The organism is Micromonospora sp. M71_S20 (assembly GCF_003664255.1).
In the GTDB taxonomy this organism is placed as follows: Bacteria; Actinomycetota; Actinomycetes; order Mycobacteriales; family Micromonosporaceae; genus Micromonospora.
The window spans coordinates 479,470-502,277 of the sequence record NZ_RCCV01000001.1; the positions used below are offsets into that span (position 1 = coordinate 479,470).

23 protein-coding genes are annotated in these 22,808 nt (G+C 72.1%); 17 read left to right on the top strand and 6 right to left on the bottom strand.

Annotated features, from left to right (window positions below; translation table 11 throughout):
* Positions 1 to 171: 171 nt before the first annotated feature.
* Positions 172 to 2,391, top strand: coding sequence for an ATP-binding domain-containing protein (locus DER29_RS02170; protein ID WP_121395779.1), 2,220 nt, complete (start codon positions 172 to 174; stop codon positions 2,389 to 2,391).
* A 278-nt stretch (positions 2,392 to 2,669) separates the two neighbouring features.
* Here the strand turns inward: DER29_RS02170 and DER29_RS02180 are convergent, their stop codons facing one another.
* Positions 2,670 to 3,077 carry a hypothetical protein gene (locus DER29_RS02180; protein WP_121398940.1) on the bottom strand — a complete coding sequence of 136 codons (408 nt, stop codon included), beginning with the start codon at positions 3,075 to 3,077 and terminating at the stop codon, positions 2,670 to 2,672.
* A gap of 371 nt (positions 3,078 to 3,448) precedes the next feature.
* Here DER29_RS02180 and DER29_RS02190 point away from each other — a divergent pair, with 371 nt between their 5' ends.
* Positions 3,449 to 3,838: a hypothetical protein gene (locus DER29_RS02190; protein WP_121395781.1), complete on the top strand. Its 390-nt coding sequence runs from the start codon at positions 3,449 to 3,451 to the stop codon at positions 3,836 to 3,838.
* 70 nt (positions 3,839 to 3,908) lie between these two features.
* Here the strand turns inward: DER29_RS02190 and DER29_RS02195 are convergent, their stop codons facing one another.
* Together DER29_RS02195 and DER29_RS02200 are read right to left on the bottom strand one after the other, a co-directional pair.
* On the bottom strand, positions 3,909 to 4,862 hold the full coding sequence (locus tag DER29_RS02195) for a sporulation protein (RefSeq protein WP_121395782.1): 954 nt from the start codon (positions 4,860 to 4,862) through the stop codon (positions 3,909 to 3,911).
* Between the two features lie 201 nt (positions 4,863 to 5,063).
* The gene (locus tag DER29_RS02200; protein WP_370040015.1) at positions 5,064 to 5,588 is read right to left on the bottom strand and encodes an HAD domain-containing protein; all 525 of its coding nucleotides are present in this window, start codon (positions 5,586 to 5,588) and stop codon (positions 5,064 to 5,066) included.
* Between the two features lie 84 nt (positions 5,589 to 5,672).
* Between DER29_RS02200 and DER29_RS02205 the strand changes: the two genes are divergently transcribed.
* Both DER29_RS02205 and DER29_RS02210 read left to right on the top strand, forming a co-directional pair.
* A complete protein-coding gene (locus tag DER29_RS02205; RefSeq protein WP_121395783.1) occupies positions 5,673 to 6,017 on the top strand; it encodes a hypothetical protein in 345 nt (114 codons plus the stop codon).
* A 136-nt stretch (positions 6,018 to 6,153) separates the two neighbouring features.
* The gene (locus tag DER29_RS02210; protein ID WP_121395784.1) at positions 6,154 to 7,125 is read left to right on the top strand and encodes a helix-turn-helix domain-containing protein; all 972 of its coding nucleotides are present in this window, start codon (positions 6,154 to 6,156) and stop codon (positions 7,123 to 7,125) included.
* A 28-nt stretch (positions 7,126 to 7,153) separates the two neighbouring features.
* Here the strand turns inward: DER29_RS02210 and DER29_RS02215 are convergent, their stop codons facing one another.
* Both DER29_RS02215 and DER29_RS02220 read right to left on the bottom strand, forming a co-directional pair.
* Positions 7,154 to 7,930 (bottom strand): DeoR/GlpR family DNA-binding transcription regulator, encoded by a 777-nt coding sequence (locus tag DER29_RS02215; RefSeq protein WP_121395785.1) that lies wholly within the window; start codon positions 7,928 to 7,930, stop codon positions 7,154 to 7,156.
* 22 nt (positions 7,931 to 7,952) lie between these two features.
* Positions 7,953 to 9,953 carry a beta-galactosidase gene (locus DER29_RS02220; RefSeq protein ID WP_121395786.1) on the bottom strand — a complete coding sequence of 667 codons (2,001 nt, stop codon included), beginning with the start codon at positions 9,951 to 9,953 and terminating at the stop codon, positions 7,953 to 7,955.
* A 270-nt stretch (positions 9,954 to 10,223) separates the two neighbouring features.
* Here DER29_RS02220 and DER29_RS02225 point away from each other — a divergent pair, with 270 nt between their 5' ends.
* From DER29_RS02225 to DER29_RS02245, 5 genes are all read left to right on the top strand, one after another.
* Complete coding sequence (locus tag DER29_RS02225; RefSeq protein ID WP_121395787.1) at positions 10,224 to 11,549, top strand: ABC transporter substrate-binding protein; 1,326 nt, start codon at positions 10,224 to 10,226, stop codon at positions 11,547 to 11,549.
* 20 nt (positions 11,550 to 11,569) lie between these two features.
* The gene (locus DER29_RS02230) at positions 11,570 to 12,526 is read left to right on the top strand and encodes a carbohydrate ABC transporter permease (RefSeq protein WP_121395788.1); all 957 of its coding nucleotides are present in this window, start codon (positions 11,570 to 11,572) and stop codon (positions 12,524 to 12,526) included.
* On the top strand, positions 12,523 to 13,434 hold the full coding sequence (locus DER29_RS02235; protein WP_121395789.1) for a carbohydrate ABC transporter permease: 912 nt from the start codon (positions 12,523 to 12,525) through the stop codon (positions 13,432 to 13,434). Before DER29_RS02230 ends, DER29_RS02235 begins: the two co-directional genes overlap by 4 nt.
* Positions 13,431 to 15,596: an alpha-galactosidase gene (locus DER29_RS02240; RefSeq protein WP_121395790.1), complete on the top strand. Its 2,166-nt coding sequence runs from the start codon at positions 13,431 to 13,433 to the stop codon at positions 15,594 to 15,596. Before DER29_RS02235 ends, DER29_RS02240 begins: the two co-directional genes overlap by 4 nt.
* A gap of 197 nt (positions 15,597 to 15,793) precedes the next feature.
* The gene (locus DER29_RS02245; RefSeq protein ID WP_121395791.1) at positions 15,794 to 17,347 is read left to right on the top strand and encodes a recombinase family protein; all 1,554 of its coding nucleotides are present in this window, start codon (positions 15,794 to 15,796) and stop codon (positions 17,345 to 17,347) included.
* Positions 17,348 to 17,558: 211 nt separating this feature from the next.
* On the opposite strand, the gene DER29_RS02250 is transcribed toward DER29_RS02245, so the two are convergent.
* Positions 17,559 to 17,765, bottom strand: a complete 207-nt coding sequence (locus DER29_RS02250) for an AlpA family transcriptional regulator (protein ID WP_121395792.1) — start codon at positions 17,763 to 17,765, stop codon at positions 17,559 to 17,561.
* A gap of 390 nt (positions 17,766 to 18,155) precedes the next feature.
* Between DER29_RS02250 and DER29_RS02255 the strand changes: the two genes are divergently transcribed.
* From DER29_RS02255 to DER29_RS02290, 8 genes are all read left to right on the top strand, one after another.
* Positions 18,156 to 18,458, top strand: a complete 303-nt coding sequence (locus tag DER29_RS02255; protein ID WP_233599617.1) for a hypothetical protein — start codon at positions 18,156 to 18,158, stop codon at positions 18,456 to 18,458.
* 141 nt (positions 18,459 to 18,599) lie between these two features.
* Complete coding sequence (locus DER29_RS02260) at positions 18,600 to 20,123, top strand: hypothetical protein (RefSeq protein WP_121395793.1); 1,524 nt, start codon at positions 18,600 to 18,602, stop codon at positions 20,121 to 20,123.
* A gap of 132 nt (positions 20,124 to 20,255) precedes the next feature.
* Positions 20,256 to 21,203 carry a hypothetical protein gene (locus tag DER29_RS02265; protein ID WP_121395794.1) on the top strand — a complete coding sequence of 316 codons (948 nt, stop codon included), beginning with the start codon at positions 20,256 to 20,258 and terminating at the stop codon, positions 21,201 to 21,203.
* Positions 21,200 to 21,502, top strand: a complete 303-nt coding sequence (locus DER29_RS02270) for a hypothetical protein (RefSeq protein WP_121395795.1) — start codon at positions 21,200 to 21,202, stop codon at positions 21,500 to 21,502. The genes DER29_RS02265 and DER29_RS02270 overlap by 4 nt, the downstream gene beginning before the upstream one ends.
* Positions 21,499 to 21,858 (top strand): hypothetical protein, encoded by a 360-nt coding sequence (locus DER29_RS02275; RefSeq protein WP_121395796.1) that lies wholly within the window; start codon positions 21,499 to 21,501, stop codon positions 21,856 to 21,858. Before DER29_RS02270 ends, DER29_RS02275 begins: the two co-directional genes overlap by 4 nt.
* Positions 21,858 to 22,133 (top strand): hypothetical protein, encoded by a 276-nt coding sequence (locus DER29_RS02280; RefSeq protein WP_121395797.1) that lies wholly within the window; start codon positions 21,858 to 21,860, stop codon positions 22,131 to 22,133. The genes DER29_RS02275 and DER29_RS02280 overlap by 1 nt, the downstream gene beginning before the upstream one ends.
* On the top strand, positions 22,130 to 22,573 hold the full coding sequence (locus DER29_RS02285) for a hypothetical protein (protein ID WP_148709963.1): 444 nt from the start codon (positions 22,130 to 22,132) through the stop codon (positions 22,571 to 22,573). The genes DER29_RS02280 and DER29_RS02285 overlap by 4 nt, the downstream gene beginning before the upstream one ends.
* The gene (locus DER29_RS02290; RefSeq protein WP_121395799.1) at positions 22,570 to 22,773 is read left to right on the top strand and encodes a hypothetical protein; all 204 of its coding nucleotides are present in this window, start codon (positions 22,570 to 22,572) and stop codon (positions 22,771 to 22,773) included. The genes DER29_RS02285 and DER29_RS02290 overlap by 4 nt, the downstream gene beginning before the upstream one ends.
* Positions 22,774 to 22,808: the final 35 nt, after the last annotated feature.

Sequence of the window (22,808 nt, forward strand, 5' to 3'; positions counted from 1 at the left end):
GACGGCCGGCGCACGGTATCTTTCTCAGTTCAGGCAACAAAAAAGAACGGCTCTCAAAGCCGTTCCGAGAGAGATGCTACTCGAATAGGAGACGGCTTGTCAAGGCATTCCGCCGATTCCGCCGAATTGCAGTCCGATGACGAAATCGGCCGCGAACAGGAATACGTCTCGATGCTCTACCGCCGGCTGGACGAGCTGCGTGAGCAGGCCTCCCGCCGGCTGGGCGACGAGCTGCGGGCGACCGGCGGCACCCGCCAGGCACTCTCCCAGCGCGACAGCGCGGTGCGGATGTACGCCGGTCAGGTCGAGCAGTTCTCCGCCGTGGAGAGCGGTCTGTGCTTCGGCCGGCTCGACACCGACGACGGCGGGCCCCACTACATCGGCCGGATCGGCATCTTCGACACCGACGGCGACTACGACCCGCTGCTGATGGACTGGCGCGCCCCCGCGGCCCGCGCCTTCTACCTCGCCACCGCGGCCAACCCCCAGGGCGTACGCCGCCGCCGGCACCTGCGTACCCGGGAACGCAAGGTGACCGCGCTCAACGACGAGGTCCTGGACCTGGACACCGCCTCCCCCACCGCGCACGAGGAGCTGACCGGCGAGGCGTCGCTGCTCGCCGCGCTCAACGCCGGGCGCACCGGCCGGATGCGCGACATCGTCGAGACCATCCAGGCCGAGCAGGACCGGATCATCCGCGCCGACCTGCCGGGCGTACTGGTCGTGCAGGGCGGCCCCGGCACCGGCAAGACCGCCGTCGCGCTGCACCGCGCGGCGTACCTGCTCTACACCCACCGCGAGCAGCTCTCCACCCGGGGCGTGCTCCTGGTCGGCCCGAACGCCACGTTCCTGCGCTACATCTCCCAGGTGCTCCCGGCGCTGGCCGAGACGGGCGTGCTCCTGCGGACCCAGGGCGACCTCTTCCCGGGGGTGAGCGCCCGCCGGGCCGAGCCCGCCGCGACCGCCGCGCTCAAGGGCAGCGCGGTGATGGTCGAGGTGCTGGCCGCCGCCGTCCGGGACCGGCAGTGGGTGCCCGACGAGCCGCTGGAGATCGAGCTGCCGCAGCAGGAGGTGCTGCTGCTCGACCCGGAGACCGTGCGCGCCGCCCGGGACCGGGTTCGCCGCTCCGACCGGCCGCACAACCTGGCCCGGGCGCTCTTCGACGTCGAGATCGTCCACGCCCTCGCGGCCCAGGTCGCCGAGCGGATCGGCGCGGACCCGCTGGGCGGGGAGAACCTGCTCGACGAGGCCGACGTGGCGGAGATCCGCCGCGAGCTGCGCGAGGAGCCCGAGGTGCGGGCCGTGCTGGACCAGCTCTGGCCGGTGCTCACCCCGCAGCGCCTGCTCGCCGACCTGTACGCCTCCACCGAGCGGATCGCCGTCGCCGCGCCCATGCTCAGCGACGCCGAGCGGGCCATGCTGCACCGCGAGCCGGGCGGCTGGACGCCGGCCGACGTGCCGCTGCTGGACGAGGCGGCCGAGCTGCTCGGCGAGGACGAGCGGGCCGCCGCCGCTCGCCGGGAGCGGATCCGGGCCATGCAACGGGAGTACGCCGAGGGCGTGCTGGAGATCGCCCGGGGCTCCCGCTCCATCGACGTCGAGGACGAGGCCGACGGCGGTGAGATCCTCGGCGTCACCGACCTGCTCGACGCCGACCGGCTGCTGGAGCGGCAGGAGGAGGCGGACCGGCTGACCACCGCCCAGCGGGCCGCGGCCGACCGGCGCTGGGCGTTCGGGCACGTGATCGTCGACGAGGCGCAGGAGCTGTCGCCGATGGCCTGGCGACTGCTGATGCGCCGCTGCCCGAGCCGCTCGATGACCATCGTCGGCGACGTGGCGCAGACCGGCGCGCTGTCCGGCACCCCGTCCTGGGCCGACGCGCTGGAGCCGTACGTGGCGCAGCGCTGGCGGCTGGAGGAGCTGACCGTCAGCTACCGCACCCCGGCCGAGATCATGGCGGTCGCCGCCGACGTGCTCACCGAGATCGACCCGGCGCTGCGCCCACCCCGCTCCGTACGCTCCAGCGGAGTGCCGCCGTGGGACCGCGCGGTGGCGCCGGAGCACCTGGCGGCGGAGTTGGTTGCCGCCACCACCCGGGAGGCCGCCGGCCTGGACGACGGCCGGCTCGGGGTGATCGTGCCGGCCGGCCGGGTCGACGAACTGGGCGCCGCGCTCACCGCCGCCCTGCCCGAGGCGGCCGTCGGCGAGGACCCGGAGCTGGAGAGCCGGGTGGTGGTGCTGACCGTCGGCCAGGCCAAGGGCCTCGAATTCGATTCGGTCCTCCTGGTCGATCCCGACCGCATCGTGGCGGAGTCACCCCGGGGCCGAAGCGACCTCTACGTCGCCCTCACCCGCGCCACCCAACGCCTCGGCATCCTCCGCCCCACCTGACCCACCTTCCCCGGCTCCCCACCCGCCCGCCTCCGGCCTCCGGGCACCGGGCACCGGGCTCCGGGCTCCGGGCTCCGGGCTCCGGGCTCCGGGCTCCGGGCTCCGGGCTCCGGGCTCCGGGCTCCGGGCTCCGGGCTCCGGGCTCCGGTGATCATGAGGTTGGCGGCGGTGTTGATCTCTACGGCTGCCGTCAACCTCATGATCGACCCGGTGGGTCGGGCCCGGGAGGGGGCCGGGGTGGGACCGGGCGGCGGATGGGCCGGGCCGGGGTGGGCCTGTCAGTCCGGGGTGAAGTCGCCGACCTGGCTGGCGGTGCCGGACTGGTCGCTGGTGGAGCCGCCCGCCGGGGTACTCAGGCCGCCGGTGGTGGCGTCGCCCGTGGTGGTCGGGGCCACCTTGCCGGGGTGCCGCTCCGGCTGCCGTGCCACCCGTCGCACGCTGGCCGGGCCCGCGGTACCGCCGGTCGTGGTGACGGCGCCCTGCCCCCGGGTGGGCCCGCCGTCCCGCAGCACCTCCGGGTCGATCGGGACGTGGGCGGGGTCGTCCGGGTCCTCGTCCTGGATGACCCGCTGCACGTCGGTGCGGGGCACGGTCACCTCGTCGAGGGCGCCCTCGCCGTACACCCCGCCGGCGATCCGGTCCTCGGCCTGCCGGGCGGCTTCCTGTCGCATGTCGTCCTCACGCACGTCCATCACCTCGCAGAAGTGTCGGTCCGGATTGCGTGCCCGAGGGCCGGCCCGGCAAACCCGCCCCGACGCCCCACCCCATGCTCGGTCGATCATGCAGTCGTGGTGCCGGCCAGATGCCCGTTCGGGCGTTTTGCCCCACCACAACCGCATGATCGACGCCGACCTTCGGGGCGCGGGGCCAGGGCCGGGGCGCGGGGCGCGGGGCCACGGGTGGTCGGACTATTCGGGCAGCCGTGGGGGTTACTGGCCCCGGCGGCTCGGGTAGACGGCGGGTGCCCCCGCCATGAACGCGAACCGTGCCGTGGCCGACACGCGGTAGCGGGGCGAGGGAACGCAGGTACGACTCATCGCATCCTGAGGAGGACAAGATGAGCACGCAGGCTGCTTCCACCAGGCCGATGAACCGGACGACGCAGGACGCGCCCAACCGGGCCATGCAGGACCGGGCCATGCAGGAGACGCCCACCCGTCCGATGCCGATGATGCACGACGGGCACCGGGAGGCCATGCAGGCGCCTGGCACGGAGACCAAGCCGTCGCTGCGTACGACCGAGTTCTGGGTCTACATCGCGGCCGTGATCGGCGTGCTGGCCGCCTCGCAGCTGGTCGGCCGGAACTCGGCCGGCGTGGACATCTTCCGGGCCGACAACGCCTGGTTCATGATCACGCTGCTGACCATCGGGTACCTGGGTAGCCGTGGTCTGGCCAAGGCCGGCAGCAACTGGCGCAGTGGTGAGGAGCGCAAGGCCCGGCACTGACCGGGCACCGCTCCACCAGAAACGGTGGCCTCCGGGACGACAGTCCCGGAGGCCACCGTCGTGTGTGGTCCTACTCCTCGAAGCCGCCGAAGTCCTCGCCGTCGCCCTCGAAGGCGTCGCCGATCATGTCACCGACGATCATGCCCCCGACGGCTCCCATCGCGGCACCGGCGACGACGCCGCCCATGCCGACGCCCCGGCCATGCCCGTGCCCGTGGCCGCCGAACCCGTGCGCGCCACGCAGGCTCCCGTAGCGGGATGTCGTCTCCCGCAGCCAGCCGTCGACCACCTGGACCCAGTCCGTCCGGTCGGCTTCGGTGTGCGAGACGCGGTAGTGGCCGAACGCGTCGTGCCCGGCGGTGAGGAACCCGCCGCGCTTGTCGCACTCCAGGATGACCTCGACGCCGTGCGGGCTGGTGACGAAGGTCAGCTCGACCTCGTTGATGGTGCCCGCGTACTGGGGCGAGGCGAAGAACTCGATCTCCTGGTAGAACGGCAGCGTCTGCTGCGTGCCCCGGATGTGGCCGCGCTCCAGGTCGGCGTGCTTGAAGCGGAAGCCGAGCCGCTGGAACGCCTCCAGGATCCGCTCGTGCACCGGCAGCGGGTGCACGTTGACCTGGTCCAGGTCGCCCTTGTCCACCGCCCGGGCGATGGCCAGCTCGGTGCGCAGCCCCATCGTCATGCCGCGCAGCCGCTGGCCGTAGACGTCGGTGATCGGGGTCTCCCACGGCACCGGGAGCTGGAACGGGATGGCGAGCTGCTGCTTCGCGGCGAGCTGGAGCGGGCCGCTGACCGGCAGCCGGTGGAACTCCATGACGCCGGCGTACTCGGTGTCGTGGCCCTCGATCTCGACCCGGGTGACCAGGCCGACGACGACCTGCTCGATGTTGGCCGGCGCGTCGCCGCCGAGCAGGTTCACCTGGCCCTCGAGGGCCAGGCCGGGCCGGGTGTTCGGGTTGGTCAGGACGGTGTCGACGCTCGGCCCACCCACCCCGAACGCGCTCAACATCTTCTTGAAGACCATCGGAACTCCCGCGCAAAGACACCGCGCTCCACCCTGGAGCCGGTCGCTGACTTCCCGGGACCCTAACCGGAGGCGCTGTGAAGTGCCTGTGAAGGCGCGCCGTCCGACGAGAGCACCGCAGGCCGGCGCGTCCGACGCGGAGTCGAGCCTGCCGCGACGGGTCCGACGGCCGTACGACCGCCGGCTTGAGCGAGCGGGCGATCAGGCGGCGCCGTCGGCGGCAGTGAGCCACCGGCAAACGGCGGAGAGGTCGGCTTCGGTAAGCCCGACGTACGGATCGACGCGGTGCAGCAGCGCCCGCGCCGGGTGGTGGGCCGCGACCCAGCGCCGGTCGGCGCCGGTTGTCTCGTCGTCGAGCCAGACGAACGGGCGTCCCGCCGCCCACCGGGTCAGCGGCTCGGTCTTCCAGTGCAGCCCGCGCCTCGGTTCCTCGTCGTCGTCCGGCCATTCGACGACGGGCAGGTCGGGGAGTCCGAGCCGGGGTGCGACGATCTCGTTCGCTTCCGCCATCCACGTCGTCGCCCAGACCAGCTCGCAGCCCAGGGCCAGCAGCCGGCGACCGTCGTCCGGGTCGAGCCGGTCGAGCAGTGGGTTGCCGGTGCCGTCCAGCGGCGCGACCGCGCCGCCCGAGGAACGCCTGCGTTCAACCGGCCGGGCTCTGAACGGGATCAGCGGTCCGTCCACGTCGAGGAAGACCAAGGGGCGGTCGGTACGGCCGGGCAGCACGGATCGAACCGTATCGTGGGGCGGAACCGAGCGGGCGAGGAGCGGCTCTGGTGACCCACGCCGACGGGGTGCCATGATCGGTTCGTGTCGCTGTGGGAGGCAACCTCGCGCGTCGGAATGCCCCTGATCGTCGTCGTCGGCGCCGCAGCCGCGGTGTACGTCGCGTTCTCCGAACCGCCGGACAAGTTCTCCCGGCCGCGCGGCTGGCAGTGGGCGTGGGTGGGGCTGTGGCTGATGGCGGCCGGCGACGCGGCGTTCGGCATCGACAGATGGTGGTTCGAGCGCGCCTGGAAGGGCGCCAGCGCGCTGCTCGTCGCCGTGGCCGTCACAGTCGCCGTGTGGCGCCGCCACCGGTGGCGGAAGCGGGTCCGGCTCGCGGGCGACCCGCCTCCACCCGTCACTCGGCCGCCCCGGCGGTCGGCCTCGTGACCCTTCCCGGCCCGCTGGCGGTCGCCGCACGAACCGGGGCAGGGCACGGTTACCAGGCTTCGCCCAGGCAACTGACACGTGATACGCCTGAGTACGCTCGCCAAGATCGGCGGACGTCATGACGAGGAGGTGACGAGTGCTGCCATGCCAGGTTCTCGACACGTCGCTGCTTCCACCACGCGATCGGTTCGCCTGCTGGTACGAGGTGATCGAGTCGGAGGCGGCTCCTGCTCGCATCAGCAGCCCGCACCTGGATGACTTCGTCGCTCAGGCCAAGAGTGTGGATCTTGGAAATGTGAAGCTGGCGGGACTGCGATACCCGACCCTGGACACCACGCGGACCTCGAAACTGGTGCGCACGAGCCAACCGGACAACTACCAGTTCGTCCTGACGACGGCGGGCGACAGCGCCATCAGCCAGGATCGCAACCACTCGGCCGTCGAACCGGCGTCGTTCACGTTCCTGGACAACTGCAGGCCGTTCGCCGGTCGCCACCGTTCCACGGGGCAGGGACTCGCGGGCTCCATCTCCGTCGTGATCCCACATCGGACGTTGCCACTGCCGGCGGACAAGGCTCGACGGTTGCTCGCCACGTCGATTCCGTCCGACACGGGCATGGCCGCGCTGCTGGCCCAGTTCGTACACCGCATCGTCAGGTATCCGGAGCAGTACCAGGCCTCCGACGCCGTCGTCCTGGGCGCGGTGGCGCTGGATCTGGTGGCCGGCACGCTGGCCCAGCACCTGGATGCCGCGGAACTCCTCCCGGGCGAGGTTCGCCAGCGCACGTTGCGGATGAAGATCCGGAGCTTCATCGAGAAGCACCTCGGCGACCCGGAGTTGACCCCGGGCGCGATCGCTGCCGCCCATCACGTCTCCCTGCGGTCGCTGCACCGGCTCTTCGAGGGCGAGGAGTTCACGGTTGCGGAACTGATCCGGCGGCAGCGCCTGGAGCGCTGCCGCCGAGATCTGGTCACCCCGTTGAAGGCAGGACAGCCGATCCACGCCATTGCCGCGCGATGGGGATTCCCGGATAAAGCGCACTTCAGCCGGCTCTTTCGGGCGACCTACGGCATGTCAGCGCAGGAGTATCGCGAGCGCGGTCGCTGATCGCGGCACGCACGGCACCTCAGGGGTCTCAGCCGGCCCGGACGACGACCAGTTCGCCGACCTGCTCGGCGAGTTGAGCGCGCGCCTCCGTGGGCAGGCCCGCGTCGGTGACGAGCATGTCGGCCTCGGACAGCGGGGCGATCGTGGCCATCCCGATCGTCTCCCACTTGGTGTGGTCGGCCAGCACCACCAGCCGCCTGGACGCGTCGATCAGGCACCTGTTCGTCCCGGCCTCCAGCAGGTTCGGGGTGGTGAACCCGGTGCGCGGGCTCATCCCGTGCACGCCGAGGAAGAGCACGTCGACGTTGAGGGAACCGATCGCCGCCTCGGCCACCGGCCCGGTCAGGGCGTCCGAGGGGGTACGGATGCCGCCGGTCAGCACGACCGTCTGGTCGGCGCGGGGATTCTGGTGCAGGGCGTCGGCGACCGGGATCGAGTTGGTCACCACGGTCAGGCCGCGTACGTCGGCGAGCAGGGTGGCCAGGTCGGCGGTCGTGGTGCCGGCGGAGAGCGCGACGGCCATGCCCGGCTCGACCAGGGCGGCGGCCCGCTCGGCGATGGCGCGCTTCTCGGCCCGCTGTCGGGCCGACTTGGCGGCGAAACCGGGCTCCTCGGCGGAGCCGAGGCCGGCCAGCGTCGCGCCACCGTGGACCTTGTCGATCAGCCCCCGGTCGGCCAGCGTCTCCAGGTCGCGCCGGATCGTCATGTCGGAGACGCCGAACCGGCTCACGAGGTGGCTGACCCGCACGCCGCCACGCTGCCGGATCAGTTCGAGGATCGCGGTCTGCCGCTGTCGCGCCAGCATCCGGATGACCTCCCTCGGGCCGTCACCGGGCCGCGTCGGTGCTCGGACCCTCGCGGACCACGGCCACCTCGCCGGCCGGCACGACCAGTTCACCGCCGCAGCTCGTGCCGGTCAGCAGCTCCACGCCGGTGACGTCGAGCCGGACGTCGGCGTCGGTGTGGTTGATGACGAAGAGCCAGCTGCGGTCTCCGGCGCGCCGCCGGACCACCTCCACCTCGGCGGGGACCTCCGCCGCCGGGCGTACCCCCGACTCGGCCACCAGCCGGGCGACCAGCCGGTCCGTCGCCGCCGCGTCCAGCCGGGTGCCGACGTACCAGGCCGCGCCCGCGCCGACCGGGTGCCGGGTCAGCGCCGGCACACCGGGCAGGGGCCCGTCGGCGTACGCGGCGAGCACCTGCGCGCCCTCGGGATGCAGCCACTCCGTCCACACGTCGGCGACGGAACCGTCGTCCAGGGTGACCCGCTCCCCCGCCCGCAGCGGGAAGAACTCCTCGACGCGGACGCCCAGCAGTTCCCGGAACGCACCCGGGTAGCCGCCGAGGCGCACGTGGTCGTGCTCGTCGACGATGCCGCTGAAGTACGTGACCAGGGCGGTGCCGCCGGCCTCGACGTACGCGCGCAGCGCCGCGGCGTGCGCGTCGCGCACCAGGTAGAGGGTGGGCGCCAGCACCAGCCGGTAGCGGGACAGGTCGACCGACGGGTGCACGACGTCGGCGGTGATCCCGGCCCGCCACAGCGCGTCGTGCAGCGCGTCGAGGCGGTCGGCGTACGTGACGTCGACGGTGGGGTGCGAGTCGAGTTCCGCGCCCCACCACGCCTCGTAGTCGAACAGGATCGCCACCTCGGCGTCGACGCGGCTGCCGCGCACCTCGGCGAGGGCCGCGAGGTCGGCGCCGAGCCGGCACACCTCGCGGAACACCTTGGTCTCGACGCCGGCGTGCGGCACCAGCGCGGAGTGGAACTTCTCCGCCCCGGCGCGGGAGGCCCGCCACTGGAAGAAGAGCACCCCGTCGGCGCCGCGTGCCACGTGCGCCAGGCTGTTGCGGCGTAGCTGGCCGGGGGCCTTGGCGACGTTGCGCGGCTGCCAGTTGACGGCGCTGGTGGAGTGCTCCATCAGCAGCCACGGGGCGCCGCCGGCGACGCCCCGGGTGTGGTCGGCCGCGAGGGCGAGGCCAACGTGGGCGCGCGGGTCGGCGGCGGTGAGGTAGTGGTCGTTGGCGACGACGTCCACGTCGGACGCCCAGGAGTGGTAGTCCAGGTACTTGTTGCTGATCATGAAGTTCGTGGTGACCGGCTGACGGACCAGGCGGGTGAGCACCTCGCGCTCGGCGCGCAGTTGGGCGCGCTGCTCGTCGGAGGAGAAGCGCAGGAAGTCCAGCTGCTGGGTGGGGTTGGCGAAGGTCGGCGCTGTGCGCGGCGGGTTGATCTCGGTCCAGTCGCCGTACCGCTGGCTCCAGAAGGCGGTGCCCCAGGCGTCGTTGAGCCCGTCCAGGTCGCCGTGGCGCTCGCGCAGCCAGCGGCGGAACGCCTCGGCGCTGACGTCGCAGTAGCAGTGCACGTTGTGGCAGCCCAGCTCGTTGGAGACGTGCCACATGACCACCGCGGGGTGCTCGGCGTAGCGGGTGGCGAGGGCCTCGACCAGGGCCAGCGACCGCTCGCGGAACACCGGCGAGCTGGGGCAGTACGCCTGCCGGCCGCCCGGCCAGAGGATCGCGCCGTCAACGCGTCGGGGCAGCGTCTCCGGGTGCCGGTGGGCCAGCCACGGTGGCGGGCTGGCGGTGGCGGTCGCCAGGTCGACCGAGATCCCGCCGTCGTGCAGCACGTCGATCGCCCGGTCCAGCCAGCCGAACTCGTACGCGCCGGGGGCCGGCTCCAGCAGCGCCCAGGAGAAGATCCCCACCGACACCAGGTTGACCCCGGCCCGGCGCATCAGCGCGACGTCCTCGATCCACGTCGACTCGGGCCACTGCTCGGGGTTGTAGTCGGCGCCGAACCACATCTGCTCACCCTGCCATCGCCGCATGAATGCAGAGCGTGCCCGGCGAAGCCGACCAAGTCAACACGTTCCAACATCGATGATCTTTACAACGTTTACCGGCCGACCCCCTTTTCGGGGCCCAGTTGTCGATTCCCTGCCGCACCCTTGACAGCGCCGGGAGGACGAGTAGCTTGAGGCGCCACTGGCAATTCATGTTCACCAATGTGGATTCGCGATGGATCCGATGTGTGTTCACGGTTGCCGGGGCACCGTCACCGACGGCCCTCGGGCACCTCTTCATCCGCAGGAGGCATCATGTCCCGTCCCCGCACCCGAGCCGAATACCTCGCCCGGCTCGTACCCCCCTCCGTGGCCGGCCTCGACCGTCGTTCGCTGCTGGCCGGCGCGGCCGGCACCACCGCGCTGCTCGGCACGGGCCTGATCGCCGGCTGCGGTTCCGACTCCGGCGGCTCCGGCGCCAAGACGGTGTCGCTGGGCTCCAACCAGTCCGACCCGAAGCCCAAGGAGGTGGTCGCGAAGGTCATGGACGGGTTCCGGACCTCGTCCGGCCTCGAGGTCGCCGTCAACACCGTCGACCACAACACGTTCCAGGAGAACATCAACAACTATCTCCAGGGCAAGCCGGACGACGTGTTCATGTGGTTCGCCGGCTACCGGATGCGCTTCTTCGCCGCCCGGGGCCTCGCGAGCGACCTCAGCGACGTCTGGGGCAGGCTCTCCGGGATGTCCGACGCGTTCCGCAGGGCGTCGACCGGCGACGACGGCAAGCAGTACTTCGTCCCGTCGTCGTACTACCCCTGGGCCGTCTTCTACCGCAAGTCGGTCTGGCAGCAGAACGGCTACCAGGTGCCGAAGACCCTCGACGACCTGACCGCCCTCGCCGGGCAGATGAAGAAGGACGGCCTCACCCCGATCGCCTTCGCCGACAAGGACGGCTGGCCGGCGATGGGCACCTTCGACATCCTCAACCTGCGGATCAACGGCTACCAGTTCCACATCGACCTGATGGCCGGCAAGGAGTCCTGGACCTCCGAGAAGGTGAAGAAGGTCTTCGACACCTGGCGCGGCCTGCTGCCCCTGCACCAGCCGGACAGCCTCGGCCGGACCTGGCAGGAGGCCGCCCAGTCGTTGCAGCAGAAGAAGAGCGGCATGTACCTGCTCGGCCTCTTCGTCGGCCAGCAGTTCGACGACAGCGAGCTGGCCGACCTCGACTTCTTCACCTTCCCCGAGATCGACCCGGCGATCGGGGCCAAGGCCCTGGACGCGCCCATCGACGGCTACATGATGGCCCGCAAGCCGAAGCAGGAGGCCAACGCCAGGAAGCTGCTGGAGTACGTCGGCTCGAAGGCGGCTGCGGACATCACCGTCGCGAACGACCCGAGCACACTGGTCGCCAACAACGAGGCCGACACCAGCGGCTACAGCGCCCTGCAGAAGAAGGCCGCCGAGCTGGTCGGCTCGGCCACCGAGATCGCCCAGTTCCTGGACCGCGACACCCGCCCGGACTTCGCCTCCACGGTGATCATCCCGGCGCTCCAGCAGTTCATCAAGGACCCGAAGGACATCGACGGGCTGACGTCCAGCATCGAGAACCAGAAGAAGTCGATCTTCACCGACTGACGGCGAGAGGTGAGGGCACCGTGTCCGACCTGCCCCTGATCCAAGCGGATCGCGCCGTGCCGCCGCCGGCCGCGGTCACCCCCACGGGTGGTCGCCGCCGGCGCGTACGGCTGCTGTCCCGCACCGACCGCGTGGTCGTCGCGCTCATGGTGGCCGTACCGCTGCTACTCGTCGTCGGCCTGGTCTGGCTGCCGGCGGGCGCCACCGTGCTGCTCTCCGGCACCGACTGGGACGGCATCGGCCCGGTCGGCGACATCGAGTGGGTCGGCGGCCGCAACTACGCCGACGTGGTCCGGAACTACCCGCCGTTCGTGCCGGCCGTGCAGAACAACCTGCTCTGGCTGGCGGCGCTGTTCGTGGTGGCCACCCCGTTCGGGATGTTCCTGGCCGTCCTGCTCGACAAGGAGCTGCGCGGCAGCCGGTTCTACCAGACCGCGCTCTACCTGCCGGTGGTGCTCTCCCTGGCGCTGATCGGCTTCGTCTGGCAGCTGCTCTACTCCCGCGACCAGGGCCTGGTCAACGCCGTCCTCGGCACCGACGTCGACTGGTACGGCGACCCGGACGTCAACATCTGGGCCGTGCTGGTGGCCGCCGGCTGGCGGCACGTCGGCTACATCATGCTGCTCTACCTTGCCGGGCTGAAGGGCGTCGACCCGTCGCTGCGGGAGGCCGCCGCCGTGGACGGCGCGTCGGAGGGCCGGACGTTCTTCCAGGTGATCTTTCCGGTGCTCCGGCCCATCAACATCATCGTGCTGGTGGTGACGGTGATCGAGTCGCTGCGCGCCTTCGACCTGGTCTGGGTCATCAACAAGGGCCGCAACGGCCTGGAACTGCTCTCCGCGCTGGTCACCCAGAACGTGGTGGGCGAGGCGAGCCGGATCGGCTTCGGCTCGGCGCTGGCCACCGTCATGCTGGTCGTCTCGCTGGTCTTCATCACCGTCTACCTGGCGACCGTGCTGCGGGAGGGACGCCGATGAGCACCGCGACCGCGCCCCGGGAGGACCGGACCGCCCCCGCGACCCGGCGCCGCCCGCCGCCGCGCCCGGCCCGGGTGGTGCTGCACGTGTTCCTCGCGGCGGTGGCCGTCGGCTGGCTCTTCCCGATCCTCTGGGCCGTGCTGACCTCGCTGCGCTCCTACGAGTACACGGCCACCAACGGCTACGTCTCGCTCGGCGGGTGGACCCTCGACAACTACGTCACCGCCTGGCGGACCGCCGAGTTCGGCAAACACTTCCTGAACTCCGTCTACATCACCGTGCCGGCGGTGCTACTGACCCTCTTCCTCGCCTCGTGCGTGGCGTTCGTCATCGCCCGGTTCAGCTGGCGGACCAACGTCGTCCTGCTCGGCCTGTTCACCGCGGCGAACCTGCTGCCCCAGCAGGCCCTGCTCATCCCGCTGTTCCGGCTCTTCACCCAGGTGCCGCTGCCGGCGTTCATGAGCGACTCGGAGCTGCTCTACGACAGCTACTGGGGGCTGATCCTGGTCAACGTCGCCTTCCAGTGCGGCTTCTGCGTCTTCGTGCTCAGCAACTACATGAAGGCGCTGCCGCGCGACCTCTACGAGGCCGCGATGGTCGACGGGGCGAGCGTCTGGCGCCAGTACTGGCAGGTGACCATGCCGCTGTGCCGGCCCGCGCTCGCCGCGCTGGCCACCCTGGAGGTGACCTGGATCTACAACGAGTTCTTCTGGGCCACCGTGCTCATGCGCACCGGCGACAAGTTCCCGGTGACCAGCTCGCTGAACAACCTGCGCGGCGAGTTCTTCACCGACAACAACCTCGTCTCGGCCGGCTCGGTGCTGGTCGCGATCCCGACCCTGGTGATCTTCTTCCTGTTGCAGAGGCAGTTCGTCCGGGGCCTGACGCTGGGGGCTTCCAAGGGATGACCATCGTCCACCTCCGCCGCGCCCGGACCAGCCTGGTGCTCGACGCCCGCGGCCCGGGGCTGCCCCGGGTCGCGCACTGGGGCGCCGGCCTCGGCCCGGTTCCCGACGGCGACCTGCCCGCCCTCGTCGACGCCACCGTCGCGCCGGTCGTACCGAGCAGCTTCGACGCGCCCACGGTGCTCTCCCTGCTGCCCGAGGCGGCCGCCGGCTGGGGCGGCCGGCCGGCGCTCGCCGGGCACCGCGACCGCCGGGACTGGTCCACCGCCTTCCGGCTGGACGGCGTCGACGTGACCGACGACGACCCGGCCGCGCCGGCCCGGGTCACCGTCCAGGCGGCCGACGCCGGTGCCGGGCTGTCGCTGACCGTCGAGATCGCGCTCGACCCGACCGGGCTGGTGCTGCTGCGGCACCGGCTGCGCAACACCGGCGACCGCCCGTACGAGCTGCGGGAGCTGACGCCGGTCCTGCCGGTGCCGCCGGTCGCCACCGAGCTGCTCGACCTGACCGGCCGGTGGTGCCGGGAACGGTCCCCGCAGCGGCACCCGTGGCCGATGGGCGCCTGGGTACGCGAGGGCCGGCACGGCCGCACCGGGCACGACGCGACCCTGCTGCTGGTCGCCGGCACGGCCGGGTTCGGCTTCGGCCACGGCGAGGTGTGGGCGGTGCACACGGCGTGGAGCGGCGACCACGTGACCTTCGCCGAGCGGCGCCCGACGGGCGAGTCGGTCCTCGGCGGCGGCGAGCTGCTCGCCCCTGGCGAGGTGGTGCTCGACCCCGGCGCGGAGTACGCCACCCCCCTGCTGCACGCGGTCTTCTCCGACGTGGGGCTGGACGGGCTCAGTGACGTCCTGCACACCCACCTGCGCGCCCGCCCGCAGCACCCGACCACGCCCCGCCCGGTCACCCTCAACGTCTGGGAGGCCGTCTACTTCGACCACGACCTGGACCGGTTGCGCGCGCTGGCCGACCACGCCGCCGAGGTGGGGGTGGAGCGGTTCGTGCTCGACGACGGGTGGTTCCGGGGGCGTCGCCACGACCGCGCCGGCCTCGGCGACTGGTACGTCGACGACACCGTCTGGCCCGACGGCCTGCACCCGCTCGTCGACCACGTACGCGGGCACGGGATGCAGTTCGGGCTCTGGGTCGAACCGGAGATGGTCAACCCCGACTCCGACCTGTTCCGCGCCCATCCGGAGTGGGTGCTGTCGGCGCCGGGCCGGCTGCCGCCGGAGTGGCGGCACCAGCAGGTGCTCGACTTGGCCCGCCCGGAGACGTACGCGTACCTGCTGGAGCGGCTGGACGCGCTGCTCGCCGCGCACCCCGGCATCGACTACCTCAAGTGGGACCACAACCGGGACCTGACCGAGGCGGGCCACCACGGCCGCCCCGGCGTGCACGGGCAGACCCTCGCGGTCTACCGGCTCCTCGACGAGCTGCGCCGCCGCCACCCGGGCGTGGAGATCGAGAGCTGCGCCTCCGGCGGCGGCCGGGTGGACCTGGAGATCCTGCGGCGCACCGACCGGGTCTGGGCCAGCGACTGCAACGACGCCCTGGAACGGCTGGCGATCCAGCGCTGGACGGGGCTGCTGCTCCCGCCCGAGCTGGTCGGCAGCCACATCGGGCCGGAGCGCTCGCACACCACCCACCGCGTGCACGACCTGGGCTTCCGGGCGGCCACCGCGCTCTTCGGCCACCACGGCATCGAGTGGGACATCGGCGCGATCGGCGCCGGGCGGCGCCGCGAGCTGGCCGCCTGGGTCGCGCTGCACAAGCGGCTCCGCCCGCTGCTGCACGCCGGCCGGGTGGTCCGCGTCGACCACCCCGACCTGGCCGTCTGGGCGCACGGCGTGGTCGCCCACGACGGTTCCCACGCGGTGTACGCCGTGGCCCGGCTGGCCACCTCGGTGACCCAGACGCCCGGCCCGGTCCGGCTTCCCGGCCTCGACCCCCACCGCCGGTACGCGGTGCGGCCCGTCGCCGGTGTGCCGGAGCCCGCGACGCTCCAGCGGACCGCCCCGGGTTGGCTGGCCGACGGCGGCGTCACCCTCGGTGGCGCGGTGCTGGCGAGCGTCGGGCTCCAGATGCCCGCGCTGCACCCCGAGCAGACCGTGTTGCTGGAGGTCACCGCCGTCGACCGAGGGGCGGGCGGATTTCTCGGATGATCTCCGGCCGGGATGTCGAGAACCGGGGTGCCGGCTTCTACCGACGGGTGAGAGCACCGATGATGGTGCGCAGTCGTGAGGAGCCAGACGTGAAGTACATGTTGCTCATGCAGTTCAGCGCCGCCGGCACGACTCTTCGCCTCGCCGCACATCTACGGGGGGTGCGATGAACGTTCGACGCATGTACCCTAGCCCGCATGACCATTGCCCCTTCGCCCCTGTCGTCGGGCCTGCCCATGACCGGCCCCGCCGCCGGCCGCCGACGCCTGCGCGCGAGTATCTACGTCCGTCTGTCCAACGCTGCCGACGACGCGAACACGTCGAAGGAAAACATGATCGCCGAGTGCCGGGCCCTCCTCGCCCGGGAGAACTTCGAGGAGGTCGCCCTTCACGTAGACGACGGTCTGTCCGGCGGTATCCGCAACCGGCCCGAGTTCGCCGCCTGGCTGGACGATGCGCGATACCAACGGTGCGAAGTCCTGGTCGCCCATCACGTCGACCGCATGACCCGCGAGGGCCTGAACGTCGCCGCGATGATCCTTGACGTCCAAGAGGGGAAGGACCCGACGACGGGTCAGGTCGTCCGCCCGCCGGTCCGGCTGATGGACACGAAGGGCGTCGACAGTAACGGCGGCGTCGCCTTCCGCATGATGTTCCTGATCAAGGCCGAGGCCGCCCGGGAAGAACGCGAGCGAATCCGCGAGCGCATGGCGGGCCGCGCGACCCGGCTTCGTCTGGCGGGCCGCTGGCCCGGCGGGACGCCGCCCTTCGGGTACGAGGTCGTCCCGGCCCCGGACGGGAAGGGCCGCACCCTCGCCCTGGTCCCCGAAGAGGCCGCCGCCCTGCGCGAGTGCGCGGACCGCCTCCTAGCCGGCGACGCAATCGCCCGGACGGTCCGCTGGCTGAACCACAACGGCCCGAAGCCGCGCCGCGCGCCCGAGTGGTCGCGGGTCACCCTGAAAGACGCCCTGACCGGGGATCACCTCCTGGGCCGCGTCACGGTCGGCGGCGTCGTCCAGCGCGACGACCAGGGCCACGCCCTGACCCCGTTTCCGGCGGTGTTGGACCTCGTGACCCTGGTCGAGCTGCGGAAGCTCCTCGCCCCGGGCCGCGAGCGGAAGACGCCCCTCGGCCGGAAGCCGGCCCGCCTGGCCTCGCGGCTAATCGAGTGCGGGTCGTGCGGGTCGTACCTTCAGGTGGTCCGGCGCGAGGGCTACCGCACGGCGGCCGAAGATGCACAGGGCCGGGCCGGTCGCGGGGCCCTGATCGCCTACCGCTGTCACGCCCGGTCCGAGGGCCGGACGTGCGAGCGCGCCGTGATCGTCTCGGCCCTCCCCTTCGAGGCGCACCTAGAAGAGCGCTTCCTGATCGACTTCGGTCACGCCCCGATGATCGAACGCCGCGTGATCCTGCCTGACGACGGGGCACTAGTGGCCGTAGAAGAGTCCCTAGCCGCCGTTCTCGCCGACCTCGCACGGGCGGCCACCCCCGAGACCTTTACGCGACTGCAAGCGCTTCAGGCCGAACGCGCCCGCCTAGCCGACCTCCCCCGCGAGCCCGTCGTGACCTACGTCGCGACCGGCCGCACAATGGCCGAGGAGTGGCACGCCCGGGACCTGGAAGGGAAGCGCGAACTCCTGGCCGAGGCGTACGAACTTCTGCGGGTCGGTCCCGGGAAGCGTGGCCGGAAGGGTTTCGACCCCGCGCGCCTGACCGCGATCCCCGCTGAAGGGGTCCACGACCCCGACTGACCCGTTTACACGCCCTCCCGGACGCCCTCGGCCATCCCGCCGGGGGCGTTCGCATGTCCGGACCGTGACGCGGGGGTGACGCCGGGTACGGAAGAGCCTCGCCGGGGTGACGTAGTGACCCCCGTTTCGTCACTCTCCTATTACTTCTTCTAGAGGAGGAGGAGGAGAGCTAGAAGAGGGATAGGGAAGTGACGAAACGTGCGTCACAGCGTCACAGGGCTTCGCCGCCCTCCTCGGCCAGGTGCGGCCGGTACTCCCGAATCCACGCCTCGACGTCCTCGATACGCCACACCGTGCCCATACGCAGGACGTCGTACGGCCGGGGGAAGTCGGGCCGCTGGACGAGCTGACGGACCCGCTCACGGCTGACCCCGAGGCGTTGCTGAATCTCGCCCGTCCCGTACAGGTGTTGCGGCACGCGCCGAGAGTAGCCACGCCGGCAGTGTGCAAACCGGGACTGTGCAAGTAGGGACTTGGCACACCGGGACTACCACCTTGACAAGAGGTGCGTTGAACGCGACGCTAAGTCAATGCCACGACTACGCAGGATCACCCCCGTCCGGTTCGCCCCTCAGCACCGCCCCCGGCTGCGGCTGCGGCCCCTCGGTCTGGCCTGTAGCTGCGGCCTGACGTCCTGGCGACGGTGCCCCACACGCCGGAACCCTCACGGCCTCGGCCCCCTCGCGGAACCCGTCCGCGCGACCGCCCGTGCCCCGCGCTGGAACGCCCCGACCCGCGAGGTCGCCCCGGTCGGCCGCGCCGGTCGCCTGACCCGCGCCGGGGCCTACCGCGCGAACGGGGGCCGCTGGTGACCGCTCCCGCGCCCCTGCGCCGGCTGAAGGCCGGTGACGTCGTGTGGCTGACCCGCGAGGCGTCGCCGCAGTTCGTGACCCCGATCCGCGTCCGCGTGATCCGCGAGATTCCGGAGCGCTACACGTACGACGGTTGGACGTGGTTCGAGGGCTATCAGCTCGACGGGAAGGGCGGCGCCGTCGCGAAGCGGGAGCTTTTCGTCTTCCGCCAGGGGGTCCGATGGCTCGACACCCCGCCCGCCCCCGCGAGAACCGTCCGCCGCCCGCTCCCCCGCACGCCCGTACGTGTGGGCCAGTAGCCCCGCGACCTGCGCAAACCGCCCCGGCCTGACTAGCGCCTAGTCAGGCCGGGGCGGTTTTAGTTTCGCCCTGAACAGCCGGGCGCACCCTGGCCGACTCCTCATGTGTCCCTGATAGACACGAGGCCCGAGGAGGCCAGCGTGACCCGTGACATCACCGTGAAGTACAGCGCCGACGGTTACGGCACCGAGACCGCGACGACGACGCTCCGGCTCGAAGAGTCCTACTCGCAGCGTGGTGACGCCTTCATCGGGATCGACGAGAAGTCGGCTTACGCCTACCTCTCCCCCGCCGCCGCCCGCGAGATGGGCGAGTGGCTGGCCCGGCGCTACGGCGTCGGCGGCTACCTCGACGCGAAGCCCGGCGAGACCGTGAAGGTCGTCAACCGGGACGGCACGCTGAAGCGGACGGACGAGGTCCGGTCGGCGGTCGACAGCGACGGTGACTACAGCCTGCGGCACTTGGGCTACGTCTCGGCCGCCCTCGTTCGCCACGCCGACGCGATCCTTCCCGAGCCGCCCGCGACGGTCCCCGCGACGCCGGCCACCCCGCCGGCCCCGCGCTTCGAGAGCGGGACCCCGGTCGTGATCGTGACCGACGACGCGCAGGGCTGGGCCGGGTCGCCGTCCCGCCTCCCGAAGGGCACCCCGGCGGTCGTGGTCGAGCCCTCGGCTTCCGGCGCGGACCGTGGTTACTACGTCCACGCGATGCGGGACGGCCGGCTCTCGCGGGTCGCCGTCCGGCCGTCGGACATCGCGCTCACGCTGACGGCCGACACCCCGGCCGTCGCCTCGACGACCGCCACCGTCACCGCGCCCTTCACGCCGAAGGTCGGCGAGGAGTACGCCCTGAAGCCCGACGCGCGGATGTCTTCGACGCGGTGCATCCTGCTCACTCAGGGCGTGACCCGCGTCCGGGTGGACTCCCGCCCGGACAGCGACGGCGACCTGTGGGTGACCGCGCTGGACGGCAGCAACCCCGGCCGGGGCGGCTACGTCCTGCCGTCCGGCCTGGCGCCGCTCCCGGCCCCGACCCCGGCCCCGCTGGCGGTCGGTCAGGTCCGCGAGCTGAAGTCGGGTGCCCGGTCGGTCGTCGGTCGGGGCCTGGCGTTCACGGGGATGACCGTGACCCGCGTCCGCCTGACCAACAACCCCGGCGACGGGGACTGGCGGGTCGAGCAGGTCGACGGCACGACGGGGCGGCTCTACCCGCTGAGTCAGTGGGTCGGCGCGGCCTACCTGGGCGAGCTGGTCGAGGAGGCCCCGAAGACGGGCCCGCTGACCGTCGGCGAGGAGGCCGTCTTCGTCGAGGACTACCGGACCGCCACGGGCCGGCAGTTCCGCACGGGTGACCGCGTGAAGATCACCGAGGCGAAGGACCGCTTCGGTGACCATCACGTCCGGTTCACGCGGCTGTCCGACGGTGCCTCGGCCTACTGCTACGCCCGCCGGCTGCGGCGCCCCTCCGGCCCCTGGGCCGTGGGTGACATCGCGGTCGTGACCGAGGACACCCCGCTCGGGGCGAACCTGCGGGTCGGCGCGCGGGTCCGCGTGACGAAGATCGACGGCGAGACGATCCGCGCGCAGTACGTGAGCGGCGGCGGGTCGCGGCACGACCTGACCGACGGCTACTACCTGCGGGCCCACCACCTGCGGCGCCCGTAACACCCACTGAAAAGGCCCGTCCCTGGGAGTCCCCGGGGGCGGGTCTTTTTCGTGTCTGTGCACCTGAACAGCCCGCGCGCCGCTGGCCGACTCCTCCTGTGTCCCTGAACGACACAGGCCCGAGGAGGCCCCGTGCTACCGCTTTTCAGCTATACCGACAAGGACGGCGACCTTATCGAGGTCGAGCGCGAGACCGCCGAGGGGCCGGACGTCCCCCTTGCGGTGACCGTGGCGCCCGTCGGTGAGGGCCGCGCGGTCGCCTACCTGTCCCGCGAGGCGGTCGACCGCCTGCGCGCCGCGCTCGCGCCGTTCGGCACGCGCCGCGAGGCCCCGCCCGAGACCGGCAACCCCGCCGCGATCCTGGACTACGTCGACCCGGACGGCGACGCGCTGACCGTTTACACGCGCACGAACCCGGCCGAGCCGCTGTCCATGTCGATCAACGCAGGCGAGGATCACGAGCAAAACGTCCACCTGACCGCCGAGGGCGTGACCCGGCTGCGGGCGGCCCTGGCGCCGCACGACCCGGCCGAGCGGCCGACGACCGGCACAGCGATTCACTCGCTGGCCGAGCGCTTCACCCGCGCGACGCCGACCCCGGCGGTCGAGGTCGGGCGGGAGTACCGGCTACTGCCGGACGCGCGCTACACGAACGGCGAACGCGCCATCTTCGACGCGGACGTGACCCGCGTACAGGTCGTGGACGGCCCGACCCGTCAGGGCAACGTGCGGGTGCGTTGCCTCGACGGGGAGTACGACCGGGGCGCCGAGTTCCACGTCGGCCCGACCTACCTCGCCCCGCTGACGGGCGACGCGACTCCGACTGCGACGGTCGTGGACGAGCTGACCCCGGCCGACGTCGCGGACCTGGTCGACCCGTGCGCCTACGTCGTCACGGACGACTCCTTCCCGCTCGACGCCCGTCGGGTGGCCGCGCTGAAGCTGGCGCACGAGTTGTACCCGGACGCCGCCCCGGGTGACCTCATGGTGATCGTGGCCTTCCTGGTCGGCGGGATGGGCGGCGTCGCCGAGCTGGCCGCGTCGGCCGCGACCGCCGCGACGGTCGGGGGTGCCCGGTGAAGCGCGCCCTCCCCTACGCCGCTGGCGGCGCCCTCCTCGGGGGCGTCGCCGGCCTGTCCTTCGGGATGGGCAACTACCTGGCGACGTGGCTTCTGTGGTTCCTCTACTTCTCCGTGGTCGAGCTGCGGGCCCTGTTCAACTCCCGCGAGGGTGACACCCTCAGCGAGCACGTTTGGCAGTGGTTCGCGGTCGGCGGCGGTCGCCCGGTGACCGGCTGGGTCCGGCTGCGGCGGGTGGTCCTGCTGGGCTTCGTCGTGTGGCTGGGCGTTCACTTCGTCGGCGGCGGGGTGATTGTGTGAGGTTCGGTGACGCCTTCGACATCGACGACGGCTTCGACCGGGACGACGAAGTCGAGTTCCGCATCTCCGGTAACGGGTCTGTCTACCTGGGCCGCCGCGACGTCCGCGACGTTCGCGACCACCTGACGGCCCTCCTCGGCGACGCCCCGGCGGGTAGCCCGATGGCTACCCAGCCGGCCCCCGCGCCCGCCTCGGGCCTGTCCCGTGCCGAGGCCCTGAAGCTCGCCGAGGAGACCGTGACGCGGCTCGCCCCGGCGACGAACGCCCGTGGCTACGCGGACGGGACGGCCTCGCTGACTGACCGTGTCGCCGCAATCCTTCGCACCGCTGACTACCTGACCGGAGGTACCGCCTGATGGACCTGACTGCGTACGACGGGACGCGCTACGTGGTCGCTGACGATTGGGACAGCGACGGCGACCTGAAGATGATGGACGACTACTTCCGGCGGGACACGGTCCGCGCGCTGCGGGACCACCTGACGGCCCTCCTCGGCACCGACCCGGCCACCGCCGCGACGGCCGCCCGCGAGACCGCGTCGCGCCTGCGGTGCGCGGGCCTGCCCGTACAGGACGGCATCGCCGACGCCTTCGAGACCTTCGCCCACCTGCTCGACAAGGAGACCCCGTGACGATGGACCGCTCCGACGCCCTGGCCGTCGGTATGGAGGTAATCGAGGACGCCGACGCGGGCGCGGCCACCTGCGGGACCTCGCCCGAGCGGGCGGCGGTCGCGTTGGAGATCGCCCGCTTCCTGGTCGGCGCCGACGGGTACGACGAGGAAGCCGACGAGGAGACCGAGGAGGCCGCCCAGCTCGACGCCATCGGCCCGCTGGGCGCGCTCGCGTCGGTCACCTGTTCGGTCTCGCCCGGCGACACGGCGGCGGTCGACGCCTACCAGACCGTCCGGGGCAAGCGGGTCCGGGTGGTGACGACGGACAGCGGTAACCGTCACACGATCGTCCTCACGCCCGAGGACGCCCGCCGCTTCGCCGCCGGCATCCTGAACGCCGCCGACGCGGCCGACGGGACCTCGGGCCTGTCCTTCGGCGTGGGAAGCCCGCTGTCGTGAAGGAGGCCGCAGCCGTTCTCGCGTGGGTCGCCGCCGGGTCCTTCGGCGTCTTCCTGTTCACGCTGTCGCTGACCGACCTTGTGACCGGACCGGACGTGTGGGCCGCGACGCGGGTCTTCGTCCTCGGTGTGTGCTTGGTCGCCCTGGTCCGCGCGCCGTTCGTCAAGGCGGCCGAGGAGACCGAGGAGGTCGAGGAGTGATCTCCTGCCGCTGCGGCGCGAGTTGGTCCGGCCTG